The sequence below is a fragment of the Paracrocinitomix mangrovi genome (assembly GCF_019740355.2).
In the GTDB taxonomy this organism is placed as follows: Bacteria; Bacteroidota; Bacteroidia; order Flavobacteriales_D; family Crocinitomicaceae; genus Paracrocinitomix; species Paracrocinitomix mangrovi.
This window is the reverse complement of record NZ_CP091819.1, coordinates 2,015,079-2,037,296: the sequence shown is the minus strand read 5'-3', so window position 1 is coordinate 2,037,296 and position 22,218 is coordinate 2,015,079. Positions and strand designations below refer to the sequence as shown.

Genomic DNA, 22,218 nt, shown 5'->3' with positions numbered 1-22,218 from the left:
TTTATTTTGATTTAAGTGATTTTTCAAATTCATATCTAAGGCTAATGAATCCATTTATCCCTGGGGCGCTAATGCCAAGATATTTTAGTCTCGATAAATGGTCAATATAGGTGGTGTTTAAAATGTTCCTCACGCCAATGCTTATCATTAAAGGATTTTGCCAATCTATTTTCATATTGATGGCCAAATTAAGTAGGTGATATGAGGGTGTTTCTGTTTCAAATACAGCAGTTCTATTCTGTTTAAACAAGTAAAGGTGCTGTATGCTTATGTCTTCAATCTTGAATTTCTTTTTCATTTCAAATTCAAGTTTTAGTTGAGTGTTTATTCTACTCTGTGGTATCAGAGGTAGGGCTTGTTTACTGTTGTCTTCTGCAAAAATTGTTGAGAAAGTAGTTTCCAAATGAACCCAATGTGCTTTATGCGGATGATAATGAAATCCGAATTCAGTTCCATATAATTGAGCAAAAGAAGCTTGCTGGTAAGTGTAAACTTGAAAATTGTCAATAATTGAATCTTCTTGTTGCAGATAAATGTAATCTCGGATATAGTTATAAAATGGATTTACTATTAATTCCAAATCATCTAAATGCAGAGCAAAACTTGCATCCAATTGAGTTCCTTTTTCTGTTGTCAAATTATTATCTCCAATTTCGTATCTATAAGATCCATGATGAATTCCATCTGACAATAATTCTGAAGATGTTGGAGCTCTAAATCCTGTGGAAGCATTGAATCGAACAGTGCTTTTATTTCCGGTAAATGCAAATCCGGCTGAATAATTTAAACCATTAAATTGCCCTGTATAGGTTTCAGGATTAAATGTTTGGATTTGTCTATAATCATATCTTCCACCAAACATAGTAGTCCATTTATCCTTGTGAAATCTGATAAGCGCGTATAAACCTGCATCAATTGTTTTACTATCCGGAATCAATATTTCAGTTGCATCTTTACCGTTGGTGTTCATTTGATACATTCCTTGAGATCCAATTATTGATTCCCATTTTGAACTAAGTTTTGATCTCCATTTTACATTGTACAATGAGTTGTTAAGATTCATTACGATATCGGGGAAAAAGAATTTTTCTTCGTGTTCTTTTAATGCATTGTTAGTATTCCCTAAAGTGATGTACAATTCTTGATTTCCAAAAAAGAATTTGTTTTCTAGACTAATGAAGTGATTTTGAATACGCTGAGCCGGTACATTGTCTTTTCGGTTTTGGTTGTCAGTATAAAAACTCTCCAATGTCGGGATTGAATCATGAGTGTGTCCAGGTAACCCAATTCGCCCATTGTAGAAATTGTATCTAAGGTTAAAAACCCAAATCTTTTTGCTGTATCCAAAGGCCAGTTTGGCAGATGTTTGTTTGTATCTTGAGTTTAAAAGTTGTTTACCATTGGGTAGAGTAAAATCTGCGTAATTATCATGGGAGCCGTAAATATTCATTTTGAAAGCGTCTTTGCTAAAGCGCATTCCTCCACTGTTGCTACTTCCTAACGAATTATGATCAAATCTACTTGAGATATAGGCTGACATAGTATTTCTTTCGGCAAAAGGTTCGTCAACAAAATAAAGCACTCCGCCTAAAGCATCTGCTCCATATAGCAGGGATGCCGGTCCTTTAATCACTTCAACACCTCCAATTCCAAGTGAGGTAATTGGTAATCCATGGTCACCACCCCATTGTTGGTTCTGAATTCTTAAACTGTTAATGTAAGTTACAACTCTACTGCCGGATAAGCCTCTGATAACAGGTTTGCTGATTCCATTTCCGGTACTGGATTGATACACGCCTGGAATATTTGCTAATGCTTCTCCCAAATTAGTGGTAGGTATTGTTGTGAGTTCAGTGAATTGCCTTGATTCCACATTTGTTATGCTTTCTCTATGTAAATAACCATTAGCACTTACAATTACTTTGTCAAGTTTGTGATGCGTGGGTTGCATGGTTATCAAACTTGATTTGTTTTGGATAAGCTCCAAATCAAGGTGAAGTTCTTTATATCCAACTGCTATAACTTCAAGGTGATTTAGCCCTTCCGGAACATCCTGTAAGAACCATCTACCTGTTGAATCGGCAATAATTTTAATCTCCAGATCTACAAAATGTAATTTGGCATAGGGAATACCTTGTCCATTGTTGATGTTAACTACCTGCCCTTTAAACTCTTGAGTATAAGAAGTTAGTCCAAGAAGTAGTAATAATATGGCCGAAGTTAATTTCATTTCAGTGTACAAATTTAATTAATAAATGCAACAGTGTTGCAGAAATGAATATTTATTTGCATTTTTGGCATATGATTGATTTGTTGAAATCGAAAAAATTAAGAGTTACAGATTTTAGACTAGCTGTTCTTAAAGTCTTTATGGATAGTAAAGCAGCAATTTCATTGTCTCAAATTGAAAAGGCTCTTGGTGATTTTGACAGGATCACTTTGTATCGCACATTAAAGTCTTTTAAGGCCAAAGGTTTGATTCATGAAATTAGTTTGGGCGAAGAGAAAAAATTGGCTTTGTGTGAAGAAGATTGCCATGAAAAGGCACATCACCATGAGCACGTGCACTTTCAATGCAACAATTGTCATGAAGTTTATTGTGTTGATGTTCCTAAAATTCCCGACATATCTTTAAAAGGATTTAAAGTAGACCGTGTTGAGATGCAAGTTTTTGGAATTTGCTCAAGCTGTTCTTAAGGTAAAAGTGTTTATCCTAAAAATTCAATTATCTGATTAACCAGCAAGTCTTTGTCTATTTGATTTAAAGGGTGTCTGGTATTGATAAGACTATAGTAATGACTGTTTGGTAATGCGTCATGCACTTCGTTAGTTTCTCTGCAACTCACCATCTCATCATGATCTCCTAAACCAATAAAACACTTGTTCTGCACTTTTGAAAAGTCTGATAATTCCAAAGCGGCTCCATTTCCAAGGTCTATCATTAAATCAACCGTTTTTAGCATATTTTGCTTCCAATCAAGATGTAAACTGTCTAAATACTGAGCAAATTTTGGAACCTTTTCTTCAATAATTTGGGGATTCAATTTTTTGGTTTCAGCCTTGGCTGTTAATACATCCCATTTGAGTTTTGTCCCTAAACTCATTATGTCTCCTAATAAATCTGGTTCTTTAATTGCCAAAGTATAAGCTACGTATCCTCCCATACTGTAGCCAAATATTTGAGGGCGATCCAGTTCATTGGCTATTATGAAATCTTTCAAATTCTCTGCAAAGAGAGACATGCTAAATTTTTCAGTTGAATCATTGTTGCCATGTCCACTAAAATCAAAGCTATAAACATTAAAATGCTCAGATAGGTCTAACACAAAGCGCTCAAACTCTTTGGCAGCACCCAGTGCGCCGTGTAATAAAATCAGATCTTTCTTCATTTGCTTTTTATTAGTTATCTAAGATATCGTTATTTATTCTACATCAATTGAAAACTGTCAAAAGGTGAATTTCACCCTTAACATAACTCTTAGTTTCAATACTTATTGAGAATCTTCCGCCAAGTTTGTCTTCAGGTATTATAAAGAAAAATGCATAGTCATTGTCATTGTCTATTTTGGTTGCATGATTACCTAGACAAAAACGTTGTTCCTTTTTGAAATCATTATTTTGATAACTGCACACTATATCACTATCCAAAATTCCAAATGTAGTTGCAATAACAGTTTCAATTTTAAGATGAACATCCTGTACATTATTTAATTCGATTATAGGTATAGGATTTCCTTCTCTGGTTTCTATCGGTTGACTGCTAATGCTGACCAGAGTCTTTTTGGGTTCAAAATCTGAAACATAGTCACTTGTTTCAATTAAACTTGCAGCTAATGGTGTGACTTCATTCTTTAAGAAAACTGCCTTATAATATTGAAAATTCATTCCATCTCCAATTAAAATTCCTTTGTTGTATTGATGTATTTGAAAGATGTTTACAGAACATAATATTATTGCGATAGCTGATACCAGGTACCTTAAATGTTTTTTCCAACTATGTGAAATAAATGCTGCCAAAGGCAAAGCCAAAACTGGGTATGATTGTACAAGAGCTCTTGTTGAATATGATGCGCCATATCTCCATTCGTGCCATGAAATGATAATCCAGATATTAATAAATGCCAAAGTACCTACAGCAACTCTGAATTCCTTTTTTCTTATTAAAAACAAACCAATTATCATGAATATGGTGACAGGAGTATAGATAAACCAACCCTTTTCAAATCCTGTGAGTACGCGGAACCATGGGTCTAAGAACTGCCATTTACTTCCCATTTTATGCAATGGTGAACCAGTCACATACCACCAATACATTATTTGTGGAAGAATTGCCAGTATTCCAAAAGCTGCACACCACAATAATAAGCTGCTGTTTTCTTTCAATAGTTTGATTTTCTGTTTCAGACTTTCTTTATCACTTATTCCCCAAAGAATTGGGATTAAAATCATAACTGCATCAGTAATTCTACAAATTGCTGCAAAACCAACTGTGAAACCAATTAAAGCTGAGTATTTGAATGTTGGTTTGTCATGCCATTTAATGGTAAACCAAATGAGTAATGAATAAAGTAAGAAGATATATCCATGACTCATTCCGGCTTCAGCAGCAACGTATTGTAATGTGTTGGTAGCGAGGGTTATTAGAATAAGTGTGATTGAAGTAATTGTATCGTCATAATATCGTAAGAGTATCTTTCTTAAAATGAACAATGCCAGAATAAAGTAAAGTACCATTCCATAGGCAATTGCATATTGGTATGGGGCAGAAAAACCATCTGCTTCGTAGTCCGATAAAAGAGCATAGGAGTGGGCTAATAAAAAAAATGGGCTTTGCATAATTGCCACACCTGCTGTGTACTTGGCAACTTTGTTTCCGTTTTCTAATTGCTGATATTGATATATTTCGCCACCACTTAGATTGTATTTACTTTCCAGTTTTTCATACCATGCTAGTTTGTCAACATCATTGTAAATAAAAGTGGCTGGTAGATATTGATAATAACCCAAAGCATCCCATATAGTAACTTGCATGGGTTTATTGTTTAAGCCTGTTAAGTGAACCCTTAATCCAACGCTTATTATAATAAGTAAGATAAAAGTGTAAAAGGATTTTTTATTTGACTTAACAATTTGCTTCACGAATTTTTTAACGTGTTTTGAGGTTGGGTGAAAACAAAATTAAAGTCATTTTTTTAATCAAGGGCTTTTAATTTGGAAGATATATAAACAAAAAAAGCCGGCTTCAAATTTTGAAGCCGGCGTAACCTATTTTCAAGATTACAGTTAAGGTAACCCGTTTTAGATCGGGTTTTGATGCGTGCAATTTAATTGGCTGCTTTCGCTTCTATCCAGAGCACATTTCGCAGCTGTCCGGATCATCCAAAGAGCAAGCAATTTCTGCCATTCTCTCTTCTTCAGTTTTAGCAACCGGAGCGGCTGTAGCGTTCTTGTCAAGTGTAAACTTGATAGCGTCTGTAGCAGCTTTTGTTCTTAAGTAATACATTCCAGTTTTTAAACCGGCTTTCCAACCGTAGAAATGCATTGACGTTAATTTAGCGAAGTTCGCATTCTCCATGAACAAGTTCAATGATTGAGATTGACAAACGAAGGCACCTCTATCAGCAGCTTGATCGATAATCGTTTTCTGAGAAATTTCCCAAGCTGTTTTATAAAGTTCTTTAATGTCAGCAGGAATCTCATCAATATTTTGAATTGATCCGTTAGCGGCCATTAATTTGTTCTTCATTGTGCTATCCCACAATCCTAACTTCACTAAGTCTTTCAATAAGTGTTTGTTTACGATAATAAACTCACCAGAAAGTACTCTTCTTGTATAAATATTTGAAGTGTATGGTTCAAAACATTCGTTGTTTCCAAGGATTTGAGCAGTAGAAGCTGTTGGCATTGGAGCTAACAACAATGAGTTTCTAACTCCGTGTTTTTTAACTTCTTCTCTCAAAACATCCCATTCCCATCTGCTTGAAGGAGTAACACCCCACATATCAAATTGGAACTCTCCTTTAGAGATTGGAGAACCTTTCCATGTTTCGTAAGGTCCATCAATTATTGCTTGATCTTTAGAAGCAGTAACAGCAGCATAATAGATAGTTTCGAAAATTTCTTTATTCAACTGTCTTGCTTCAGGAGAATCAAATGGATATCTCATCAAGATATAAGCATCAGCTAATCCTTGTACACCAATTCCAATAGGACGGTGTCTCATATTAGAGTTACGAGCCTCTTCAATTGGATAAAAGTTTTGATCAATTACTTTATTCAAGTTAATTGCTAAGTGATAAGCAACATCAAATAATTTGTTGTGATCAAACTCCTTAGTTTCAGCATCTACAAACTTTGGAAGTGCAATAGATCCTAAATTACAAACTGCTACTTCATCCGGAGCAGTGTACTCTAAAATCTCTGTACACAAGTTTGAAGACTTGATAGTACCTAAATTCTTTTGGTTTGATTTTTCGTTGGCTGCATCTTTGTAAACCATGTAAGGAGTACCAGTCTCAATTTGAGATTCTAAGATTTTAAACCAAAGATCTTGAGCTTTAATGGTTTTTCTTCCTCTACCTTCTTTTTCATATTTAGTGTAAAGTTTTTTGAACTTATCACCATAAGCTTCAGAAAGTCCAGGACACTCATTTGGACACATTAAAGTCCAATCTCCATTTGACTCAACTCTTTCCATGAACAAGTCAGAAATCCACATAGCGTAGAATAAATCTCTTGCTCTTTGTTCTTCTTTACCGTGATTCTTTTTCAAATCAAGGAAATCAAAAATATCAGAATGCCAAGGCTCCATGTATATAGCAAAAGAACCTTTTCTTTTTCCTCCACCTTGATCTACATATCTGGCAGTGTCATTGAATACTCTCAACATTGGAACAATACCATTTGAAGTTCCGTTGGTTCCTTTGATATATGAACCTTTGGCTCTGATATCGTGAATCGACAAACCGATTCCTCCGGCAGATTGTGAAATTTGAGCACATTGTTTTAATGTGTCATAGATTCCTGCGATACTATCTTCTTGCATTTGCAATAAGAAGCACGACGACATCTGTGGTTTAGGAGTACCGGCATTAAATAAAGTAGGTGTAGCATGTGTAAACCATCCTTCTGACATAGCATTGTAGGTTTTCACTGCTGAAGCGATATCTTCTTTGTGGATACCAATTGCAACCCTCATCAACATTTGTTGCGGACGCTCAACAATATTCCCATCAATCTTCAATAGGTATGCTCTCTCTAATGTTTTAAATCCAAAATAATCGTATTTGAAATCACGATCATAGATGATGCTTGAATCAAAAAATTCTGCATTGTCTTTTACAATTTGATAAACATCTTCTGCAATCAAAGATGCATTTTCACCTGTAATAGGGTCAATGTAATTGTATAAATCATCTACTGTGTCTGAAAACGACTTTTTAGTGTTTTTGTGAAGGTTTGAAACTGAAATTCTTGATGCTAACAAAGCATAATCAGGGTGCTCAATTGTCTTAGAAGCAGCAACTTCAGCTGCTAAACTGTCAAGCTCTGATGTGCTAACACCATCATACAATCCTTCAATAACTTTCATTGCTACAACTTCTGGCTGAACCATACTGTCCAGGCCGTAGCACAATTTTTTTACACGCGCGGTTATTTTGTCAAATTTAACCGGCTCTTTTCTACCATCTCTTTTTACTACATACATAATTCGTCCTTGGCTGTTGCTCGTTCATTCTTTACTCCCTGGGATTAGAAGTAAACAATGGACAGGGGTTTCACAATTCAATTCTTTTAAAAATCCTCATCCAATGAGAAGGTCTGGTTTTCTCCTTGATTCATTACACCTGCTTTTTGGTATTCAGCAACTCTCTTCTCAAAGAAGTTCGTTTTACCTTGAATACTGATCATATCCATAAAATCAAATGGATTTGTCGAGTTGTACACCTTTTCACATCCCAACTCGGCAAGCAATCTGTCAGCAACAAACTCTATGTATTGCGTCATTAGATCAGCATTCATTCCGATTAACTTAACTGGAATAGCATCTGTAACAAATTCCTTTTCTATCTCTACTGCATCAGTAATGATCTTACTTACAGTCTCTTTTGATAATTTGTTAACCAGGTGATTGTTGTATAATAAACAAGCGAAGTCACAATGTAATCCTTCGTCTCTTGATATAAGTTCATTTGAAAAACTCAATCCAGGCATTAATCCTCTTTTCTTTAACCAGAAAATAGAACAAAATGATCCTGAAAAGAAGATTCCTTCTACTGCAGCAAATGCAATTAAACGCTCAGCAAAAGAACCTTCATCAATCCATCTTAATGCCCATTCCGCTTTTTTAGCTACACACGGAATAGTGTCAATGGCGTTGAATAAATAGTTTTTGTCTTTTGTGTCTTTGATATATGTGTCAATCAGTAACGAGTATGTTTCTGAATGAATATTCTCTATAGCAACCTGAAATCCGTAAAAGAATTTAGCCTCAGTGTATTGTACTTCTGATAAGAAATTTTCTGCCAAATTCTCATTTACGATTCCGTCAGAAGCAGCAAAGAATGCTAAAACGTGTTTAATGAAGTGACGCTCGTCATCATTTAGTTTTTCATTCCAATCAACTAAATCTTGAGCTAAATCAATCTCCTCAGCAGTCCAGAAGCTAGCCTCCGCCTTCTTGTAAAACTGCCAAATATCATCATGCTGAATTGGGAATAATACAAATCTGTCGTTGTTTTCTTCTAAAATCGGTTCTTTTGCTTCTGCCATTACGCTCTCCTTTTTTTAATTCAAATACTTTTCTTTCCTGCCTCCGAAACTTGTTCAGTCAAAAGTGACAGGTTGGTCATTTTTTTAGTTAAAAAATTGTCCACTAAGTAGCGGAAAAATTTAGTTGATTTTAATAGGTAAATCGGTACGACAAAACTTGTGATTTTTTCGACAAATCACAATCAATTTTAATCCACAATCACCCCTTACTTATCAACAATTCTTAAAATCTAAACTTTTAAAACCCTCTAATTGCAAGGGATTCAGGCTCTTAATATTCTGATTACAATTTCTAAACCTTAAAAATATTGACACGGTTTTTCACTTTATTTCAACAACTCCTTTATTGCCTCCCGCTGGAGGGTATTTTGTTTGAGCTTGGACTTACAATTTACCACAAATAACAAGTTGGAATCAAGTAAAATTTGGTTTTAATTTATCCACTTTAAGATGTTAAAAATTAATACTAAATTTAATGGTAACTTTCTTCAAGATATTACTATATAAGTGATCACATATCAAATTAAAAATATTGCAACAGCTACACTAGATGTCTTTTATCCCAATCATTGCGAAATGTGTAGCGTAGATTTAAATATAAATGAGCAATATTTATGTCTCAATTGTCTTTACGATTTGCCATATATAAATCAAAAAGTTACTGATCAAAATGCCCTGCAACAACTTTTTTGGGGGCGAGTAGACGTGCAGTATACACACGCTTTATTCAATTTTGAGAAAGGGAACAAAACACAGGATATCTTGCATCTTATAAAATATAAAAGTAGAACAAAGTTTGCTGAATTTTTGGGTGAAAAACTGGCGCAAAGTATGCCTTCTAATGTTAGTTATGACTGGATTATACCTGTTCCATTGCATCCTAAAAAAATGCGTAAAAGAGGATTTAATCAATCAACAGTTATTGCCAAAGGTTTACAAAGTGTCTTAAATGTTAGATTAAATGAAAGTTTAATCAAAAGAGTGAAACACAATCCCTCTCAAACAACGGTCACTAAATTTGATAGATGGCAAAATGTGCGTGATATATTTGAAGTAAACAAAGCTGAAAAATTGAAGGATAAACATGTGCTACTTATTGATGATGTTTTAACTACAGGAGCTACAATAGAAGCATGTGTAAAACAATTGTTGAAGATTGAAAATTGTAAAGTTAGTGTTGCTACATTAGCAGCCAGAGTTTAATCTTAAGATGATATAAGTTATGATGAAAAAAATATTTTTTATCCCAAGTTTGTTGCTTGTGTTAGCTGCTTGCGGAGGAGAGGAAGTTGTAGAAGATCAATCTGAAGCAACTGAACAAGAAACAATCGAGATTGAAGAGTCAACAGATGATGTTGATGATGGTTTGCAAGATTTAGAAAATGATATGAACAACTTGAGTAATGAAGTTGATTCTTTATTAAATGGTATTTAAGATGAGAAAAGTATTAATTATAGCTGTTTTGCTATTCACTTTTCTTCCAACTTATGCCCAAAAAGGTCATGAGAAAAAAGAAGAAAAAAAGAAAGAGTATAAACATGAAGAAGATGATGATGACGATCATGATCATGACAAAGAAAAGCATGAAAAACACAATGATCATGATAAGAAAAAGAAAGATCATGATGATGATGATGATCACGATCATCACAAAGAGCATAAAGAAAAATCCAATAATGGTAATGCCTACGGTAAAGATAAAGGTGATTTAAGCGGAAGAGAATTTGGTCAGCAGCGGGCAGAAGAAGCAAGGCAAAAAGCCAAAAAGAAAATTGAAGAGGCGGAAGAGAAAGTAGAGGGATTTCAAATTGAAATCTCCCTAAATCAAGGTAAAATTGATATCGCCCTTGAAAAAGTGGAGAAAGAAAAAAGCGAAGGAACAATTACAGAAGAGGTGTATAAAGAAAAAGTTACCTTAATTGATTTGGCTCAACAAAAAGTTGATGAAGTCAAAGAGAAGGTGGATGAAGAGTTGGGTAAAATCAAAACTTTAAAGGAACTTCTCGAAAAAACAGTAGAAGAAGAATAAAATAATTCAAAGGTGGGTGTTACTCACCTTTTTTTATGGAACAATCAAATTACACAATTATAGGATTTGGACTGGCCGGTGCAACATTGGCCTGGCAATTTCATCTTAAAGGTATTCCTGTTAGCGTTTATGATAATGGAAAAAACCATTCTTCAAGAGTTGCAGCCGGAATGATCAACCCCATTATTTTTAAAAGACTTACCAAAGGTTGGAATGTAGATGTTTTGTTTCCGGCAGCTCGTCAATTTTATTCCACAGTTGAAGATAAAATAGGAATAAAATTGTTGTCCCACCGCTCAATAGTTCGCGTATTTGCTTCAATTGAGGAGCAAAACAATTGGGCCGCATTAGAAGGGGATGGTAGGTTTGATCAATACTTACAAGCTGCAGAAGATTTAAATCATCCTTTTGTTGATGCTCCTTTTGGAGTGGGAAAAGTTAATTCTCTGGGTCATCTGGATGTCAATGCATTTTTAGATGGATCTAAAAAGTACTTGAGTCAAAATGGTGTTCAATTTATAGATGAAGCCTTTTCTTCAGATCAAATAGAGAATAACGATCAATACATTTTTTGTGAAGGTTATCAATTAGTGGATAATCCATATTTCAATTATATCCCAATGAAACCTTCTCATGGAGATGTTTTAACCATTCATGCTCCCGACTTGAAGTATGATGACATTCTGAATAAAAATATGTTTGTATTACCTATTGGAAATGATCAATACAAAATTGGTTCTACCTACAATTGGCAACAAGATAAGCCCGTTCCAACCCAGGAAGGGAAAGATGAATTGCTGGAAAGGCTCAAAACTTTTTGTCGCTTTGAATTCAATATAGTAGATCATGAAGGTGGAATAAGACCTACAGTTTCAGATAGAAGGCCACTTTTGGGAACACATCCTTCCTTAAAAAAGCTTCATGTTTTTAATGGATTGGGGACCAAAGGTGTTTCTATTGCTCCTTTTTATGCCATTCAAATGTTAAAATATCTTATAGAAGATTGTAAACTGGATGATGAGGTAAACGTCCAACGATATGAAAAGCATTTTTATGCGTAATTTTGCACAAATAATTTTTTGATTTTAAAATACTATATATATGTATCCTACAGAATTAACAACACCAATGAAACAGGAGCTGGAAGCAGCAGGATTTGACAGTTTAGAAACGGTTGATCAAGTTGATTCAGCTTTAAATAAAGAAGGAACTACTTTGGTTGTAATCAATTCAGTATGTGGTTGTGCTGCCGGAACAATGAGGCCGGGTGTAATCTTATCAACTAAACATACAAAATTGCCTAATAACATGGTAACGGTTTTTGCCGGTGTAGATAAGGAAGCAACTGAACAAGCAAGAAAATATACCTTGCCATATCCTCCATCTTCTCCATCTATTGGATTGTTTAAGGATGGAACTTTGGTTCACTTTATTGAAAGACATCACATTGAAGGAAGATCTGCAGAAATGATTGCAGACAACCTAAAGATGGCATATGATGAGTATTGCTAAACTTTAGTGTGAAGTGGATAAAAAATTGAAATTCATTTTAGTTTTTTTAGGATCAGGAATAGCAATGTTCCTGATCTTTTATTTTTACCCTGCTCAAATTTTTGAAGTAGAGTTGTCAACGCTTGTGGCTGAAAAAGAAGAGACCGTTAGCTTACGCCAGTTTTTTGGTTGGGATCAGGATTTTAATCGAGATTTATTGAGTAGTGGGGTTGAAATGACAAGAAAGCTATCTGGTTGGATGATTGCTGTCGTTTGCTTTTTAGGAGTTCCGGCCATGCTGGCATACCGCCTTACAATGATAGGAGATACTACAAAAGAAAAAGAATAATTATATTGAGTTTTTAAAACCGGTACTATGTCAATTAATACAAAATTATTAGCCAAAATATGTAAAACTCCTGGTGCTCCTGGGTTTGAGCAAAAGGTGCGTGAACTAGTAATAAAGGAAATTACACCTTTGGTAGATGAAGTGGAAGTAGATAATATGGGAAATGTCTATGCCATAAAAAAAGGGTCGGCAAAAGATCCTAAAAGGGTGATGATAGGTGCTCATATGGATGAGATAGGTTTTATAGTAACTCATATTGACGATAAAGGATTTATCCGTTTTCATACTTTGGGTGGATTTGACCCAAAAACATTAACTGCGCAACGTGTCTTAATTCATGGTAAAAAAGATGTTATCGGAGTGATGGCATCTAAGCCAATTCATGTGATGACTCCGGAAGAACGCAACAAGGTTGCCAAGATTTCTGACTATTATATCGATACAGGTTTGTCAAAGAAAGAAGTAGAAAAGTTAGTGCAAATTGGAGATCCTATAACAAGAGAACGTGAGTTTATTGAGATGGGTAATTGCGTTAATTCAAAATCTTTAGACAATAGGTTGGCGGTATTTATTTTAATTGAAACGCTTAAAAAACTGAAGGGTAAAAAGGTGCCTTATGATATTTATGGGGTCTTTACCGTTCAAGAAGAAGTTGGAATTAGAGGAGCAAATGCGGCATCATTAAAGGTTAATCCTGATTTTGGTTTTGGATTAGATACAACCATTGCCTTTGATTTACCTGGTGCAGCTGAACATGAAAAAATTACAAGACTAGGTGAAGGAACAGCTATCAAAGTGATGGATGCCGGTACAATCTGTGATTATCGCATGGTTGAGTTTATGAAAAACACTGCGAAAAAACATAAAATTAAATGGCAACCTGAAATTCTACCTCAAGGTGGGACAGATACTGCCGGAATTCAAAGAATGACTCAAGGAGGTTCTATTGCAGGTGCGGTTTCTATTCCTACCAGACATTTACATCAGGTAATTGAAATGGCCAATAAAGATGATATTGCCGGTTCAATTAATTTATTGACATCTTGTTTAACAGATATTGATACGCACGATTGGTCTTTTAAATGATGAAGAGACTTTCATTCCGGCTTTTTTTTCCGATTATATCTTGCCAATCTGGTGGAGGTGTAAATGATAAAGTGATTGATGAGCCTCAAAAAGAGGTGATGGAAGATGTTGATCATGTGGATGTAAAAGATGCTCCTAAGCGAGAAGAATATATTGATGAATCGATTGCTGCCCATCTTTCCTTAAGAAATCCTGCAAAAGATGAAGTGAGTCATCCAAATACTGTATTTGTTATTGATGCAGATGAAAAGTATGAACTGCAAACTTATGAAGGTAGTTTGATGAAAGCATCCGGTGCAGAAGGTGGGTTTAATTTAAAATTAGTTCCGTTTCATGATTATGATTACAACCTTGAAATGGAGATAAGAAGTAAATATGATGAAGATTTACTTGTGTATATCACAAAGGAACAAAATGAATCACTTGGATATGTCAATTACGATAAATCAACCAATAATCTGCATTGGGATTACTTAGAAAATCTTTTTCAAGTATATTATTACCAAAAAGAAGGTAAAAATATTCCTACCAGGTTTATTAATAAAGGAAAGACGGATTGGGATGGTTAATTTTCCCAGGGCTTTGATTGTAATTTAAAGTTTTCTCCAATCATTAATTTGTAGTCCTGTCCAACTTCTTCCATTTCAAAATCATCCTCTTCATAAATCCAGGTGATTTCAACTTCTTTTTTATTAGATAGATTATCTAATTGTTTAAATACATCTAGTAAGATGCTAGAAGTAGAGGTGTTGAAATATTCCAAATCTAACTCAGCATATATTTTATTGCAGTCAGATTGAACAAATTGCATAAACCAGTCCCTGAAAGGTATAAAGAAGCCTCTGGCGTCTTCTGGTATGCATTTTCCTTTGATTGAGAATTTACCTTCTTCAATATTGCCTTCAATCTCAGGTGTCTTGTGAGTGGCTTCTACTTTAAAAGTGTTCATGGGTCATTCTTTTAATAGATTCGGGTCAAATATACGTGTGTGCTTTTCAATTTAGATTGCATTCTCGGTAAGTTGACGAAAAAATTCGTTGAATTGTGAGATTCTTATTCTAAATCGTATGAAATAAGGGTTTTAAATAGAATGTTTTCTTAATAAATCCTAATTACTGTCAACAAATCAACTGCTTAAACGTTATTGTAAAAGCGCAATTATGCGTAATTTTGTAATAAGATGTCTCAATACAAGGCCGGCCCACTATTAAGTCAGATTAATACCCCTAAAGATTTAAGGGATAAAATCGAGATTGATCAACTACCTCAGTTGTCTGATGAGTTGCGCCATTACATTATTGACGTTATTTCAGAAATTGGAAATTCGCATTTTGGTGCCAGTTTAGGTGTAGTAGAACTTACTGTTGCTATTCATTATGTTTTTAATACACCCCATGATCAGTTAATTTGGGATGTAGGACATCAAGCTTACGGGCACAAGATTTTAACTGAACGAAGAGAAAGGTTTCATACAAATCGTCAAAAAGGTGGAATCTCAGGGTTTCCTAAAAGGTCTGAAAGTGAATATGACACTTTTGGTGTAGGACACTCTTCAACTTCTATTTCTGCTGCTTTAGGTATGGCTGTAGCTAATCACTATAAGCATGATGAAAGAAATCATATTGCTGTTATTGGAGATGGTGCCATGACGGCCGGTTTGGCTTTTGAAGGTCTAAATCATGCAGGTTCATTAGAAGATATGAATCTAACGGTTATCTTAAATGATAACTGCATGTCAATTGACCCTAACGTTGGAGCTTTACGTGATTATCTTACTGATATTACAACTTCTCATACCTATAATAAGGTAAAAGATGATGTTTGGAAATTACTGGGTAAGGTTTCAAAATTTGGACCCAATGCTCAAACAATTGCTTCAAAAATCAGTAATGCTCTAAAAGGAACTTTATTAAAGCACTCAAATTATTTCGAGTCTTTGAATTTTAGATACTTTGGTCCTGTTGATGGACATGATACCATTGCTTTGGTAAAAATTATGGAGGATTTTAAGGACATAAAAGGTCCTAAAATTTTACATGTTTTAACCAAAAAAGGAAAAGGTTATGCTCCTGCTGAAGAAGGAGATGCTACCAAATGGCATTCACCGGGTATCTTTAATAAAGAAACTGGAGAAATTGTAAAAATCATTCCTGAAAGTCCTGAGCCTCCTAAGTACCAGGATGTTTTTGGTCATACTATTGTTGAATTGGCTGAACAAAACGAAAAGATAATGGGGATTACTCCAGCAATGCCAACAGGCTCATCTTTAAACATAATGATGAAAGCAATGCCGGATAGAGCTTTTGATGTGGGAATTGCAGAGCAACATGCTGTTACTTTTTCTGCCGGTTTAGCTACGCAAGGTATGATCCCGTTTTGCAATATTTATTCATCATTTATGCAAAGAGCTTATGATCAGGTGATTCATGATGTAGCCTTGCAGAATTTGAATGTTGTTTTTTGCCTGGATCGTGGAGGATTAGTCGGAGCTGATGGTGCAACCCACCACGGAGCATATGACTTGGCTTACATGAGATCAATTCCAAATATGATTGTTTCCGCTCCAATGAATGAAGAAGAGTTGCGCAATATGATGTATACTGCACAACTGCCTAATAAAGGTCCTTTTTCTATCAGATATCCACGTGGAAAAGGTGTCATGACTCACTGGAAAAAACCTTTTAAAGAAATTAAGGTAGGTGAAGGAAGAAGGTTGACAAATGGTGATGACATTGCTTTTGTCACTATAGGTTCTATCGGAAACTTAACGCAAAAAGCAATTGATCAATTAAAAGAAGACGGAATTTCTGTTGCGCATTACGATATGCGATTTGTGAAACCGATTGATGAATTATTGCTGCATGAGGTTTTTACAAAGTTTGATAAGGTGATTACAGTTGAAGATGGATGTTTGATGGGAGGAATGGGGTCCGCAGTTCTTGAATTCATGGCAGATAATAATTATCAAGCAAAAGTGGTTCGATTGGGAATTCCAGATAAATTCATAGATCACGGAACACAACAAGAATTGTATCGCGATTGCTTTTATGATGTAGAAGCACAAGTTAAATCTGCTAAAAAGCTAATGGACGGGATCATTTTGAATGCTTCTTCATTGGTTGGCTAATCAATATTTTATGAGATTCTTTTTTCCCTTTTTTACCGTTCTAATTTTATTTTCCTGCAACAATAATGACGATCAAAATACCCCTTCTGATCAAGAAATAATGCGTGATGAAGTGCGTAACTATTTGTTTTTGTCTGATACGGTTCCGGTAAAAGTTAATATGGTTGATACAGTATCTGTTGATGACTTAAATGGAATGCTGGCAACAACGGAGGAGAATTTGAGATTAATACAAATGGACATTGACACTCTAGGTTCCATGATCGATACTATGGCGTATCAAAATTTAGCATATGAAAATTCTTTGAAACTCTATCCTGAAAGTCTACAACTTCACATGGCTCCTAAAAACCTTGAATTATTGAAACTTCGCTTAAAAATGGCCGAACTTAAATCAAAGCGAGAAGAATTTAATCAAACGCAGAGAATTTTATTGCATTTGCGTCGAGAACAAGTTGGTCAGATTGCCGGATTTGAAGTGATGGCAGTTTACAATCACAAGGGGCAAGAAATTGAGATTTCATTCTTAATGAATAGAAAATATAGAATTATCGATTAATTTTTTTTGCTCTTCAAGCCCAATAAAAATGGGCGTCTGAATTTTTCAAGCTAATTTTTTAAAATTAAATGCAACCCTTTTTCAAGGAGATTCATCAGTACTGAAAATGCTGACCAAAATCTCAATTATTACAAAATGAAAAAGATTGCGTTTTTATTATTATCAATTGTTGCACTAAGTGCTTGTGACAAAGCTGTAAATAAATATTACTGTTATGAGCCTGTGTATACAGATGCCGGAACTTTTAGAACTCCTGCCGTATTTGAGTCGCCAAGATCTATTACCAAAGATGGTAATATCTACTTTTTTAATGATCACTTATTTGTTGTAGAACCTAATGAAGGAATTCACTTTATAGATAATTCAGACCCTTCAAATCCTAACAATGTTGGGTTTTTGAATGTAATGGGTGCCTCTGGTTTGTCGATAAAAGACAATCACCTTTACATTACGGCTTTAGTTGATTTAGTGATTGTTGATATTACTTCACTTTATAATCCGGTTGAGGTAAAAAGGTTAGAAGAGGTTTTTCCAACAGCCTTGCCGCTCATGGAAAAAAACTATCCTACTCAAACAATTGACAAATCACAAGGTATAGTTACTTCTTGGAATGTCGTAAAGACAAAAGATGAAACTAATCCAACACCAATTTGGACAGGCTGTTTAGGTTGTGAAACTTTTGCCTTAGCAGATGCCAGTACAAATTCTTCTCCCGGAGGTACAGGAGTTGCGGGTTCAATCGCTCAGATGACTATTTTGAACAATTATTTATATGTGATTGACAATAATCAATTAAGACCTTTTAGTATTTCAGATCCAATCAATCCAGTTGAAGGAACGTCAGCTTATTTATCATGGAATACTGAAACTATTTTCCCTGATGGCAACTACTTGTATATGGGTACTCAAACAGGAATGCTTATTTATAGTACTCAAGATCCGGCAGCTCCGCAATGGGTTGGTTCAATTGAACATTGGAGAGCCTGTGATCCGGTTGTTATACAAGATAACATAGCTTATGTAACTGTTCGTTCAGGTAGTATGTGTGGCGGCGATATCAATCAGTTGGATATTATAGATATCACAAATAAATCAAATCCTGTATTGCTAGAGTCTTATGATATGACTAATCCCCATGGTGTTGGAATTGATGGATCAACATTATTTGTTTGTGACGGAAAAGACGGGTTGAGAGTATTTGATGCGTCCAATCCTTCAGATGCCGGAAATCATCAAATTAAAAGATTCTCTAATATCCAGGCTACAGATGTAATTCCTTATAACGGAGTGGCAATGGTAATTGGTGATGACGGAATCTATCAGTATGATTACACTGATCCAAACGATTTAAAATTATTGAGCAAAATTCAATTTTAGCATGAAGTATTTAGTGATTTTATCAAGCGTTTTACTCCTGTTTTCTTGTAAGAAAACAGGGGAAAACCTTGTATTGAAACAAGGACAGGTAGGAGAAAATGGTGATTTAACCATTGAAGCAGTTGAATTGTCAGATTCACGCTGTCCAAAAGGAACAAATTGTATTTGGGAAGGGTATCCTGAGGCTTATATTAAAGTCACCAAAGGAGATTCTATTAATCATTTATCATTAGGGGGGTATACAACCTATGATACCATCATGTTTGATTATCAAATAGCTTTGATTGATATCACACCCAATCCTGAAATAGAAGGTGAGGTAAAAGCCTATAAAAGAAAGGCTCATTTCACCTTAAAAAAATTATAAGATGAAGAGTTTATTATTGATTTTATTGACTTTAAGTACTTCAGTACTTTTTGCTCAACAAGACAGGACTGTTAAACTAAAAAATGGTTCAGAAATAAGAGGAAGATTGTTGGATTTAGATTCTACTGGTGTTCGTCTGCAAACAAAAGATGGTTCTATCTGGTCTTTTGCAAGCAATGAAGTTGCGGGTATTGAAAAGTTCACTCCTAAGGTCAGCGGGAAAGGAATTTTTCTACGCGCAGAAGTAGGAGTTGTCGGAGGGAGTGAGCTCTCTCCTTCAATCCTATTTAGTAATGGATATTCTTTCAATGAGCATTGGGATGTGGGGCTAGCAATTGGTTGGGAGAATTACTTTTGGGATGCTTATGTTCCCTTTTTAGCCACAGGAAGATATAATATACTCAATAAACACTGGACTCCTTTCGTTGAAGTATCAACAGGATATTTAATGCCTATGAGAAATTGGGACAATAATTCAGGAGGATTAGGAAGTGGTGTCAAGTTGGGATATACCAAGTATTTTGGCAATAGAATGGGTTTTTCCACTAGTTTAGGATACAGATATGCTTATTTAAAAGAGGTTAATAGTTGGTGGGATGATTTTATTACCATCCGTCACGCTAATAGAATAGAATTAAAATTTGCCTTAACTTTTAAATAGAAAGGAGACTTATTTCAGAATATAAGAAACATACAGATCTGGCATTAGTAAAGGCTTGTTTGGAAAATAACAGACAGGCGCAGTATGAGCTATATCTCAGATTTTCATATATGATGAAGGGTATTTGCTTACGGTATGCTTCAAATGAAGCAGAAGCAGAAGATATATTGCAAGAAGCATTCATAAGGTCATTTAAAAATTTAGAAAGATGGTCTCAAACTGGTCCACTTGGCGCTTGGTTAAGAAAAATCACTGTTAATACTGCACTAGAGCAATACCGGAAAAACAAGTCGCTTAAAAATTTGAGTCAGTTCTTAAATGGAAATGATTTACAGCCAACCGTTGCAGATGATGCTATTGAACAATTAGAATTAGAAGATTTAATGCGAAAAATCCAGCAATTACCTACAGGTTTTAGGACTGTTTTTAACTTGTATGCAGTGGAGGGATATACGCACAAAGAAATTGGAGAATTATTAGATATCTCAGAAGGAACATCAAAATCACAGTATAGTAGAGCCAGAGTTTTGCTGAGAAATATGATTGAAGAAGAAGTGCTGGAGGATAAAAAAAGATTGAATTATGCAAAGTAACAATACACAAGCCGGTAGCTTGAAAGATAAATTTCAAGATTATGGAGCTGCACCGTCTGAAGCTTTGTGGGGAGATATTGAAGCTGCTTTAGATGGTGGAGAAAGAAAAAAGCGTGGAGCATTTTGGTGGTGGTTCAGTGGTGTTTCTTTGGCTATGACTGCTGTTATTTTATTTGTTGTTAATATTGATCAAGGCTCAAATGATCATTTGGCCAATAATAATTCCAATGAGAGCAGTTTAGTAGATGTTGATGAAAATCAAGAAGAATCTATTTCAAATAATGATACTTCAAAAGATATAGTTGAGGAAAATGAAATTTTAGTTGATGAAGTGAAAAGTGCCAATCAACAATCAAGTTCCGTTCAATCAACTAAAAGTGTAATCGCTAAAAATGAATATGTGCCTTTTGAGAATGTTGAAAAGGTAGAACATGATGTGATTTCTTCTTCGGATTTCATTGCAAAATTGCCAAATCAAAGAGTTGGGTTATTGCAAAACATTTTTCAATATCCACAAATGCAACCAATTGAAGAGTTTACTCCTAAAGTAAATAGACCTTGGGAAGTTGGGTTTGAGTTTGGGTATTACAATGATGTAGATCAATTTTTTAATCCGCAGGAGGAGATGATCAATACGGTAGTTCCGCCATTAAATACTTATGCAGACGCCGCAATTATGAATGGAAATGAGTTGGCTTTATACAACGGACAAGTAAGATCCACCATGTTTGTGAGAGGTTTTGTTGGTAGATATTTTTCAAATAGGTTCGCATGGAGAACAGGTTTAGATTTTGGACAAACTAAATATGTAAGTCAGTTAAATCAGGTGGAGAATTTCCAGACTACTTTATCATCAGTTGGAATTCCATTTTCTGTGAAGTTTGATGCAATTCAGAAAAAGAATTTTAGATGGAGATTTGAAGGTGGTGTGATTACTGAACTACCAATCCATCAAAGTGTTTCTTTTCAATCGGATTTGGCGCAAGAAGCTACTAAATCCTCTAGTGTCGGAATTGGTTATAGAGGTGCGTTAAAGCTGGGAACTTCTTTGGATTTTAGAATAAAAAACACTCTTCATATGCATATTTCTCCTGCCTATAGATGGTATTTTTATCAAACATATCCATCTCAGGTTCCCTTGTTAGATAGAAAACACTGGGTAGGAGGAACGGTTGGATTAAGTTGGTACTTTTAGTTTCTGTAGTTACCTATCATCATAGCCATAAAGTTTACCACCTTAATCATTTCATCAAAGGTTTTTTGATTTGGTGTGGCACCGTATATAGAATAAGTCATCTTTTTTTCTTCTGCACTGTAATATATGCTGCCTTTAAGGGCTTTGTCTAAAGCGCTTAATTCAGCTTGAAGTTTATAGTCAAAGAATGACCTGAATTTATCTTCGTTTTTGCTTTTAAATAGGAACTTTTTATCCAAGGCATCATCATTAAAATGAATATCTGTCATTCCTAAAAGCTTCCCGGTTTTAGTGAAAAAATTCTCTTTGCCAATTTTAAAATCAAAATCAAATGGGCATTGTTTGAACTCTACATAAGTCACAACATGTCTGTTTTTACCGGAACCTTGCATTCGTTCGTAGATATAAAGGTCATAACCCTTAAAGTCTCCTTTAACGCCATTCAATGTGGCAAGCATTATTTTATCTTGTTTTAATTGAAGATTGTGAGCAAGAGCAAAGTCTTCAAAAAGTTTTGCTTTTCGTTTATTCACTCTGCTGGCATATCTAAATGCCCAAACAATTAAAGCTATGAATCCCCCAACAAATAGAATTAGTATTAAAACTTCCAT

The 22,218-nt window shown here is 34.9% G+C and carries 23 protein-coding genes; 16 read left to right on the top strand and 7 right to left on the bottom strand.

Features of this window, described 5'->3' with window-relative positions; all coding sequences use genetic code 11:
• Position 1: 1 nt before the first annotated feature.
• Positions 2–2,230 carry a TonB-dependent receptor gene (locus K6119_RS09150; protein ID WP_221838479.1) on the bottom strand — a complete coding sequence of 743 codons (2,229 nt, stop codon included), beginning with the start codon at positions 2,228–2,230 and terminating at the stop codon, positions 2–4.
• A 71-nt stretch (positions 2,231–2,301) separates the two neighbouring features.
• Here K6119_RS09150 and K6119_RS09145 point away from each other — a divergent pair, with 71 nt between their 5' ends.
• Positions 2,302–2,697: a Fur family transcriptional regulator gene (locus K6119_RS09145; RefSeq protein WP_221838477.1), complete on the top strand. Its 396-nt coding sequence runs from the start codon at positions 2,302–2,304 to the stop codon at positions 2,695–2,697.
• Between the two features lie 11 nt (positions 2,698–2,708).
• On the opposite strand, the gene K6119_RS09140 is transcribed toward K6119_RS09145, so the two are convergent.
• The 4 genes from K6119_RS09140 to K6119_RS09125 all read right to left on the bottom strand — a co-directional run bounded on the left by K6119_RS09140 (position 2,709) and on the right by K6119_RS09125 (position 8,772).
• Positions 2,709–3,389 (bottom strand): alpha/beta fold hydrolase, encoded by a 681-nt coding sequence (locus tag K6119_RS09140; protein WP_221838475.1) that lies wholly within the window; start codon positions 3,387–3,389, stop codon positions 2,709–2,711.
• Positions 3,390–3,432: 43 nt separating this feature from the next.
• Complete coding sequence (locus K6119_RS09135; RefSeq protein ID WP_221838473.1) at positions 3,433–5,031, bottom strand: hypothetical protein; 1,599 nt, start codon at positions 5,029–5,031, stop codon at positions 3,433–3,435.
• 313 nt (positions 5,032–5,344) lie between these two features.
• Positions 5,345–7,708: a ribonucleoside-diphosphate reductase subunit alpha gene (locus K6119_RS09130; protein ID WP_221838471.1), complete on the bottom strand. Its 2,364-nt coding sequence runs from the start codon at positions 7,706–7,708 to the stop codon at positions 5,345–5,347.
• Between the two features lie 86 nt (positions 7,709–7,794).
• Complete coding sequence (locus K6119_RS09125; protein ID WP_221838469.1) at positions 7,795–8,772, bottom strand: ribonucleoside-diphosphate reductase small subunit; 978 nt, start codon at positions 8,770–8,772, stop codon at positions 7,795–7,797.
• Between the two features lie 507 nt (positions 8,773–9,279).
• Between K6119_RS09125 and K6119_RS09120 the strand changes: the two genes are divergently transcribed.
• Genes K6119_RS09120 through K6119_RS09085 form a run of 8 tightly spaced genes read left to right on the top strand, consistent with a single transcriptional unit; the run spans position 9,280 to position 14,297 of the window.
• The gene (locus tag K6119_RS09120; RefSeq protein WP_221838467.1) at positions 9,280–9,975 is read left to right on the top strand and encodes a ComF family protein; all 696 of its coding nucleotides are present in this window, start codon (positions 9,280–9,282) and stop codon (positions 9,973–9,975) included.
• Positions 9,976–9,997: 22 nt separating this feature from the next.
• Complete coding sequence (locus tag K6119_RS09115) at positions 9,998–10,207, top strand: membrane lipoprotein lipid attachment site-containing protein (protein ID WP_221838465.1); 210 nt, start codon at positions 9,998–10,000, stop codon at positions 10,205–10,207.
• Position 10,208: 1 nt separating this feature from the next.
• The gene (locus K6119_RS09110; RefSeq protein WP_221838463.1) at positions 10,209–10,802 is read left to right on the top strand and encodes a hypothetical protein; all 594 of its coding nucleotides are present in this window, start codon (positions 10,209–10,211) and stop codon (positions 10,800–10,802) included.
• A 35-nt stretch (positions 10,803–10,837) separates the two neighbouring features.
• Positions 10,838–11,863, top strand: a complete 1,026-nt coding sequence (locus K6119_RS09105; protein WP_221838461.1) for an NAD(P)/FAD-dependent oxidoreductase — start codon at positions 10,838–10,840, stop codon at positions 11,861–11,863.
• Between the two features lie 40 nt (positions 11,864–11,903).
• Positions 11,904–12,314, top strand: a complete 411-nt coding sequence (locus tag K6119_RS09100; protein WP_221838460.1) for a BrxA/BrxB family bacilliredoxin — start codon at positions 11,904–11,906, stop codon at positions 12,312–12,314.
• A gap of 13 nt (positions 12,315–12,327) precedes the next feature.
• Complete coding sequence (locus K6119_RS09095) at positions 12,328–12,642, top strand: hypothetical protein (protein WP_221838459.1); 315 nt, start codon at positions 12,328–12,330, stop codon at positions 12,640–12,642.
• Positions 12,643–12,669: 27 nt separating this feature from the next.
• The gene (locus K6119_RS09090; protein ID WP_237828146.1) at positions 12,670–13,728 is read left to right on the top strand and encodes a M42 family metallopeptidase; all 1,059 of its coding nucleotides are present in this window, start codon (positions 12,670–12,672) and stop codon (positions 13,726–13,728) included.
• Positions 13,725–14,297 (top strand): hypothetical protein, encoded by a 573-nt coding sequence (locus K6119_RS09085; protein WP_237828145.1) that lies wholly within the window; start codon positions 13,725–13,727, stop codon positions 14,295–14,297. The genes K6119_RS09090 and K6119_RS09085 overlap by 4 nt, the downstream gene beginning before the upstream one ends.
• On the opposite strand, the gene K6119_RS09080 is transcribed toward K6119_RS09085, so the two are convergent.
• Positions 14,294–14,677, bottom strand: coding sequence for a DUF1987 domain-containing protein (locus K6119_RS09080; RefSeq protein WP_221838453.1), 384 nt, complete (start codon positions 14,675–14,677; stop codon positions 14,294–14,296). The genes K6119_RS09085 and K6119_RS09080 overlap by 4 nt on opposite strands.
• Before the next feature lie 231 nt (positions 14,678–14,908).
• On the opposite strand from K6119_RS09080, the gene dxs reads away from it, so the two are divergent.
• From dxs to K6119_RS09045, 7 genes are all read left to right on the top strand, one after another.
• The gene (dxs, locus tag K6119_RS09075) at positions 14,909–16,855 is read left to right on the top strand and encodes a 1-deoxy-D-xylulose-5-phosphate synthase (RefSeq protein ID WP_221838451.1); all 1,947 of its coding nucleotides are present in this window, start codon (positions 14,909–14,911) and stop codon (positions 16,853–16,855) included.
• A gap of 10 nt (positions 16,856–16,865) precedes the next feature.
• Complete coding sequence (locus K6119_RS09070; protein WP_221838449.1) at positions 16,866–17,414, top strand: hypothetical protein; 549 nt, start codon at positions 16,866–16,868, stop codon at positions 17,412–17,414.
• Positions 17,415–17,549: 135 nt separating this feature from the next.
• A complete protein-coding gene (locus K6119_RS09065) occupies positions 17,550–18,791 on the top strand; it encodes an LVIVD repeat-containing protein (protein WP_221838447.1) in 1,242 nt (413 codons plus the stop codon).
• 1 nt (position 18,792) lies between these two features.
• Positions 18,793–19,158 carry a hypothetical protein gene (locus K6119_RS09060; protein WP_221838445.1) on the top strand — a complete coding sequence of 122 codons (366 nt, stop codon included), beginning with the start codon at positions 18,793–18,795 and terminating at the stop codon, positions 19,156–19,158.
• 1 nt (position 19,159) lies between these two features.
• On the top strand, positions 19,160–19,819 hold the full coding sequence (locus K6119_RS09055; protein ID WP_221838443.1) for a hypothetical protein: 660 nt from the start codon (positions 19,160–19,162) through the stop codon (positions 19,817–19,819).
• A gap of 59 nt (positions 19,820–19,878) precedes the next feature.
• The gene (locus K6119_RS09050) at positions 19,879–20,412 is read left to right on the top strand and encodes an RNA polymerase sigma factor (protein ID WP_255715169.1); all 534 of its coding nucleotides are present in this window, start codon (positions 19,879–19,881) and stop codon (positions 20,410–20,412) included.
• Positions 20,402–21,607 carry an outer membrane beta-barrel protein gene (locus K6119_RS09045; protein WP_221838440.1) on the top strand — a complete coding sequence of 402 codons (1,206 nt, stop codon included), beginning with the start codon at positions 20,402–20,404 and terminating at the stop codon, positions 21,605–21,607. Before K6119_RS09050 ends, K6119_RS09045 begins: the two co-directional genes overlap by 11 nt.
• On the opposite strand, the gene K6119_RS09040 is transcribed toward K6119_RS09045, so the two are convergent.
• Entirely contained in the window at positions 21,604–22,218 is a 615-nt protein-coding gene (locus K6119_RS09040) for a hypothetical protein (protein WP_221838438.1), read from the bottom strand. The genes K6119_RS09045 and K6119_RS09040 overlap by 4 nt on opposite strands.

Excerpts from the sequence above, each read along its gene's own strand:
- K6119_RS09150 (WP_221838479.1), bottom strand. The coding sequence starts at position 2,230 with ATGAAATTAACTTCGGCCATATTATTACTACTTCTTGGACTAACTTCT.
- K6119_RS09145 (WP_221838477.1), top strand. The coding sequence starts at position 2,302 with ATGATTGATTTGTTGAAATCGAAAAAATTAAGAGTTACAGATTTTAGA.
- K6119_RS09140 (WP_221838475.1), bottom strand. The coding sequence starts at position 3,389 with ATGAAGAAAGATCTGATTTTATTACACGGCGCACTGGGTGCTGCCAAA.
- K6119_RS09135 (WP_221838473.1), bottom strand. The coding sequence starts at position 5,031 with ATGCAAGTTACTATATGGGATGCTTTGGGTTATTATCAATATCTACCA.
- K6119_RS09130 (WP_221838471.1), bottom strand. The coding sequence starts at position 7,708 with ATGTATGTAGTAAAAAGAGATGGTAGAAAAGAGCCGGTTAAATTTGAC.
- K6119_RS09125 (WP_221838469.1), bottom strand. The coding sequence starts at position 8,772 with ATGGCAGAAGCAAAAGAACCGATTTTAGAAGAAAACAACGACAGATTT.
- K6119_RS09115 (WP_221838465.1), top strand. The coding sequence starts at position 9,998 with ATGAAAAAAATATTTTTTATCCCAAGTTTGTTGCTTGTGTTAGCTGCT.
- K6119_RS09110 (WP_221838463.1), top strand. The coding sequence starts at position 10,209 with ATGAGAAAAGTATTAATTATAGCTGTTTTGCTATTCACTTTTCTTCCA.
- K6119_RS09105 (WP_221838461.1), top strand. The coding sequence starts at position 10,838 with ATGGAACAATCAAATTACACAATTATAGGATTTGGACTGGCCGGTGCA.
- K6119_RS09100 (WP_221838460.1), top strand. The coding sequence starts at position 11,904 with ATGTATCCTACAGAATTAACAACACCAATGAAACAGGAGCTGGAAGCA.
- K6119_RS09090 (WP_237828146.1), top strand. The coding sequence starts at position 12,670 with ATGTCAATTAATACAAAATTATTAGCCAAAATATGTAAAACTCCTGGT.
- K6119_RS09085 (WP_237828145.1), top strand. The coding sequence starts at position 13,725 with ATGATGAAGAGACTTTCATTCCGGCTTTTTTTTCCGATTATATCTTGC.
- K6119_RS09080 (WP_221838453.1), bottom strand. The coding sequence starts at position 14,677 with ATGAACACTTTTAAAGTAGAAGCCACTCACAAGACACCTGAGATTGAA.
- dxs (WP_221838451.1), top strand. The coding sequence starts at position 14,909 with ATGTCTCAATACAAGGCCGGCCCACTATTAAGTCAGATTAATACCCCT.
- K6119_RS09070 (WP_221838449.1), top strand. The coding sequence starts at position 16,866 with ATGAGATTCTTTTTTCCCTTTTTTACCGTTCTAATTTTATTTTCCTGC.
- K6119_RS09065 (WP_221838447.1), top strand. The coding sequence starts at position 17,550 with ATGAAAAAGATTGCGTTTTTATTATTATCAATTGTTGCACTAAGTGCT.
- K6119_RS09060 (WP_221838445.1), top strand. The coding sequence starts at position 18,793 with ATGAAGTATTTAGTGATTTTATCAAGCGTTTTACTCCTGTTTTCTTGT.
- K6119_RS09055 (WP_221838443.1), top strand. The coding sequence starts at position 19,160 with ATGAAGAGTTTATTATTGATTTTATTGACTTTAAGTACTTCAGTACTT.
- K6119_RS09045 (WP_221838440.1), top strand. The coding sequence starts at position 20,402 with ATGCAAAGTAACAATACACAAGCCGGTAGCTTGAAAGATAAATTTCAA.
- K6119_RS09040 (WP_221838438.1), bottom strand. The coding sequence starts at position 22,218 with ATGGAAGTTTTAATACTAATTCTATTTGTTGGGGGATTCATAGCTTTA.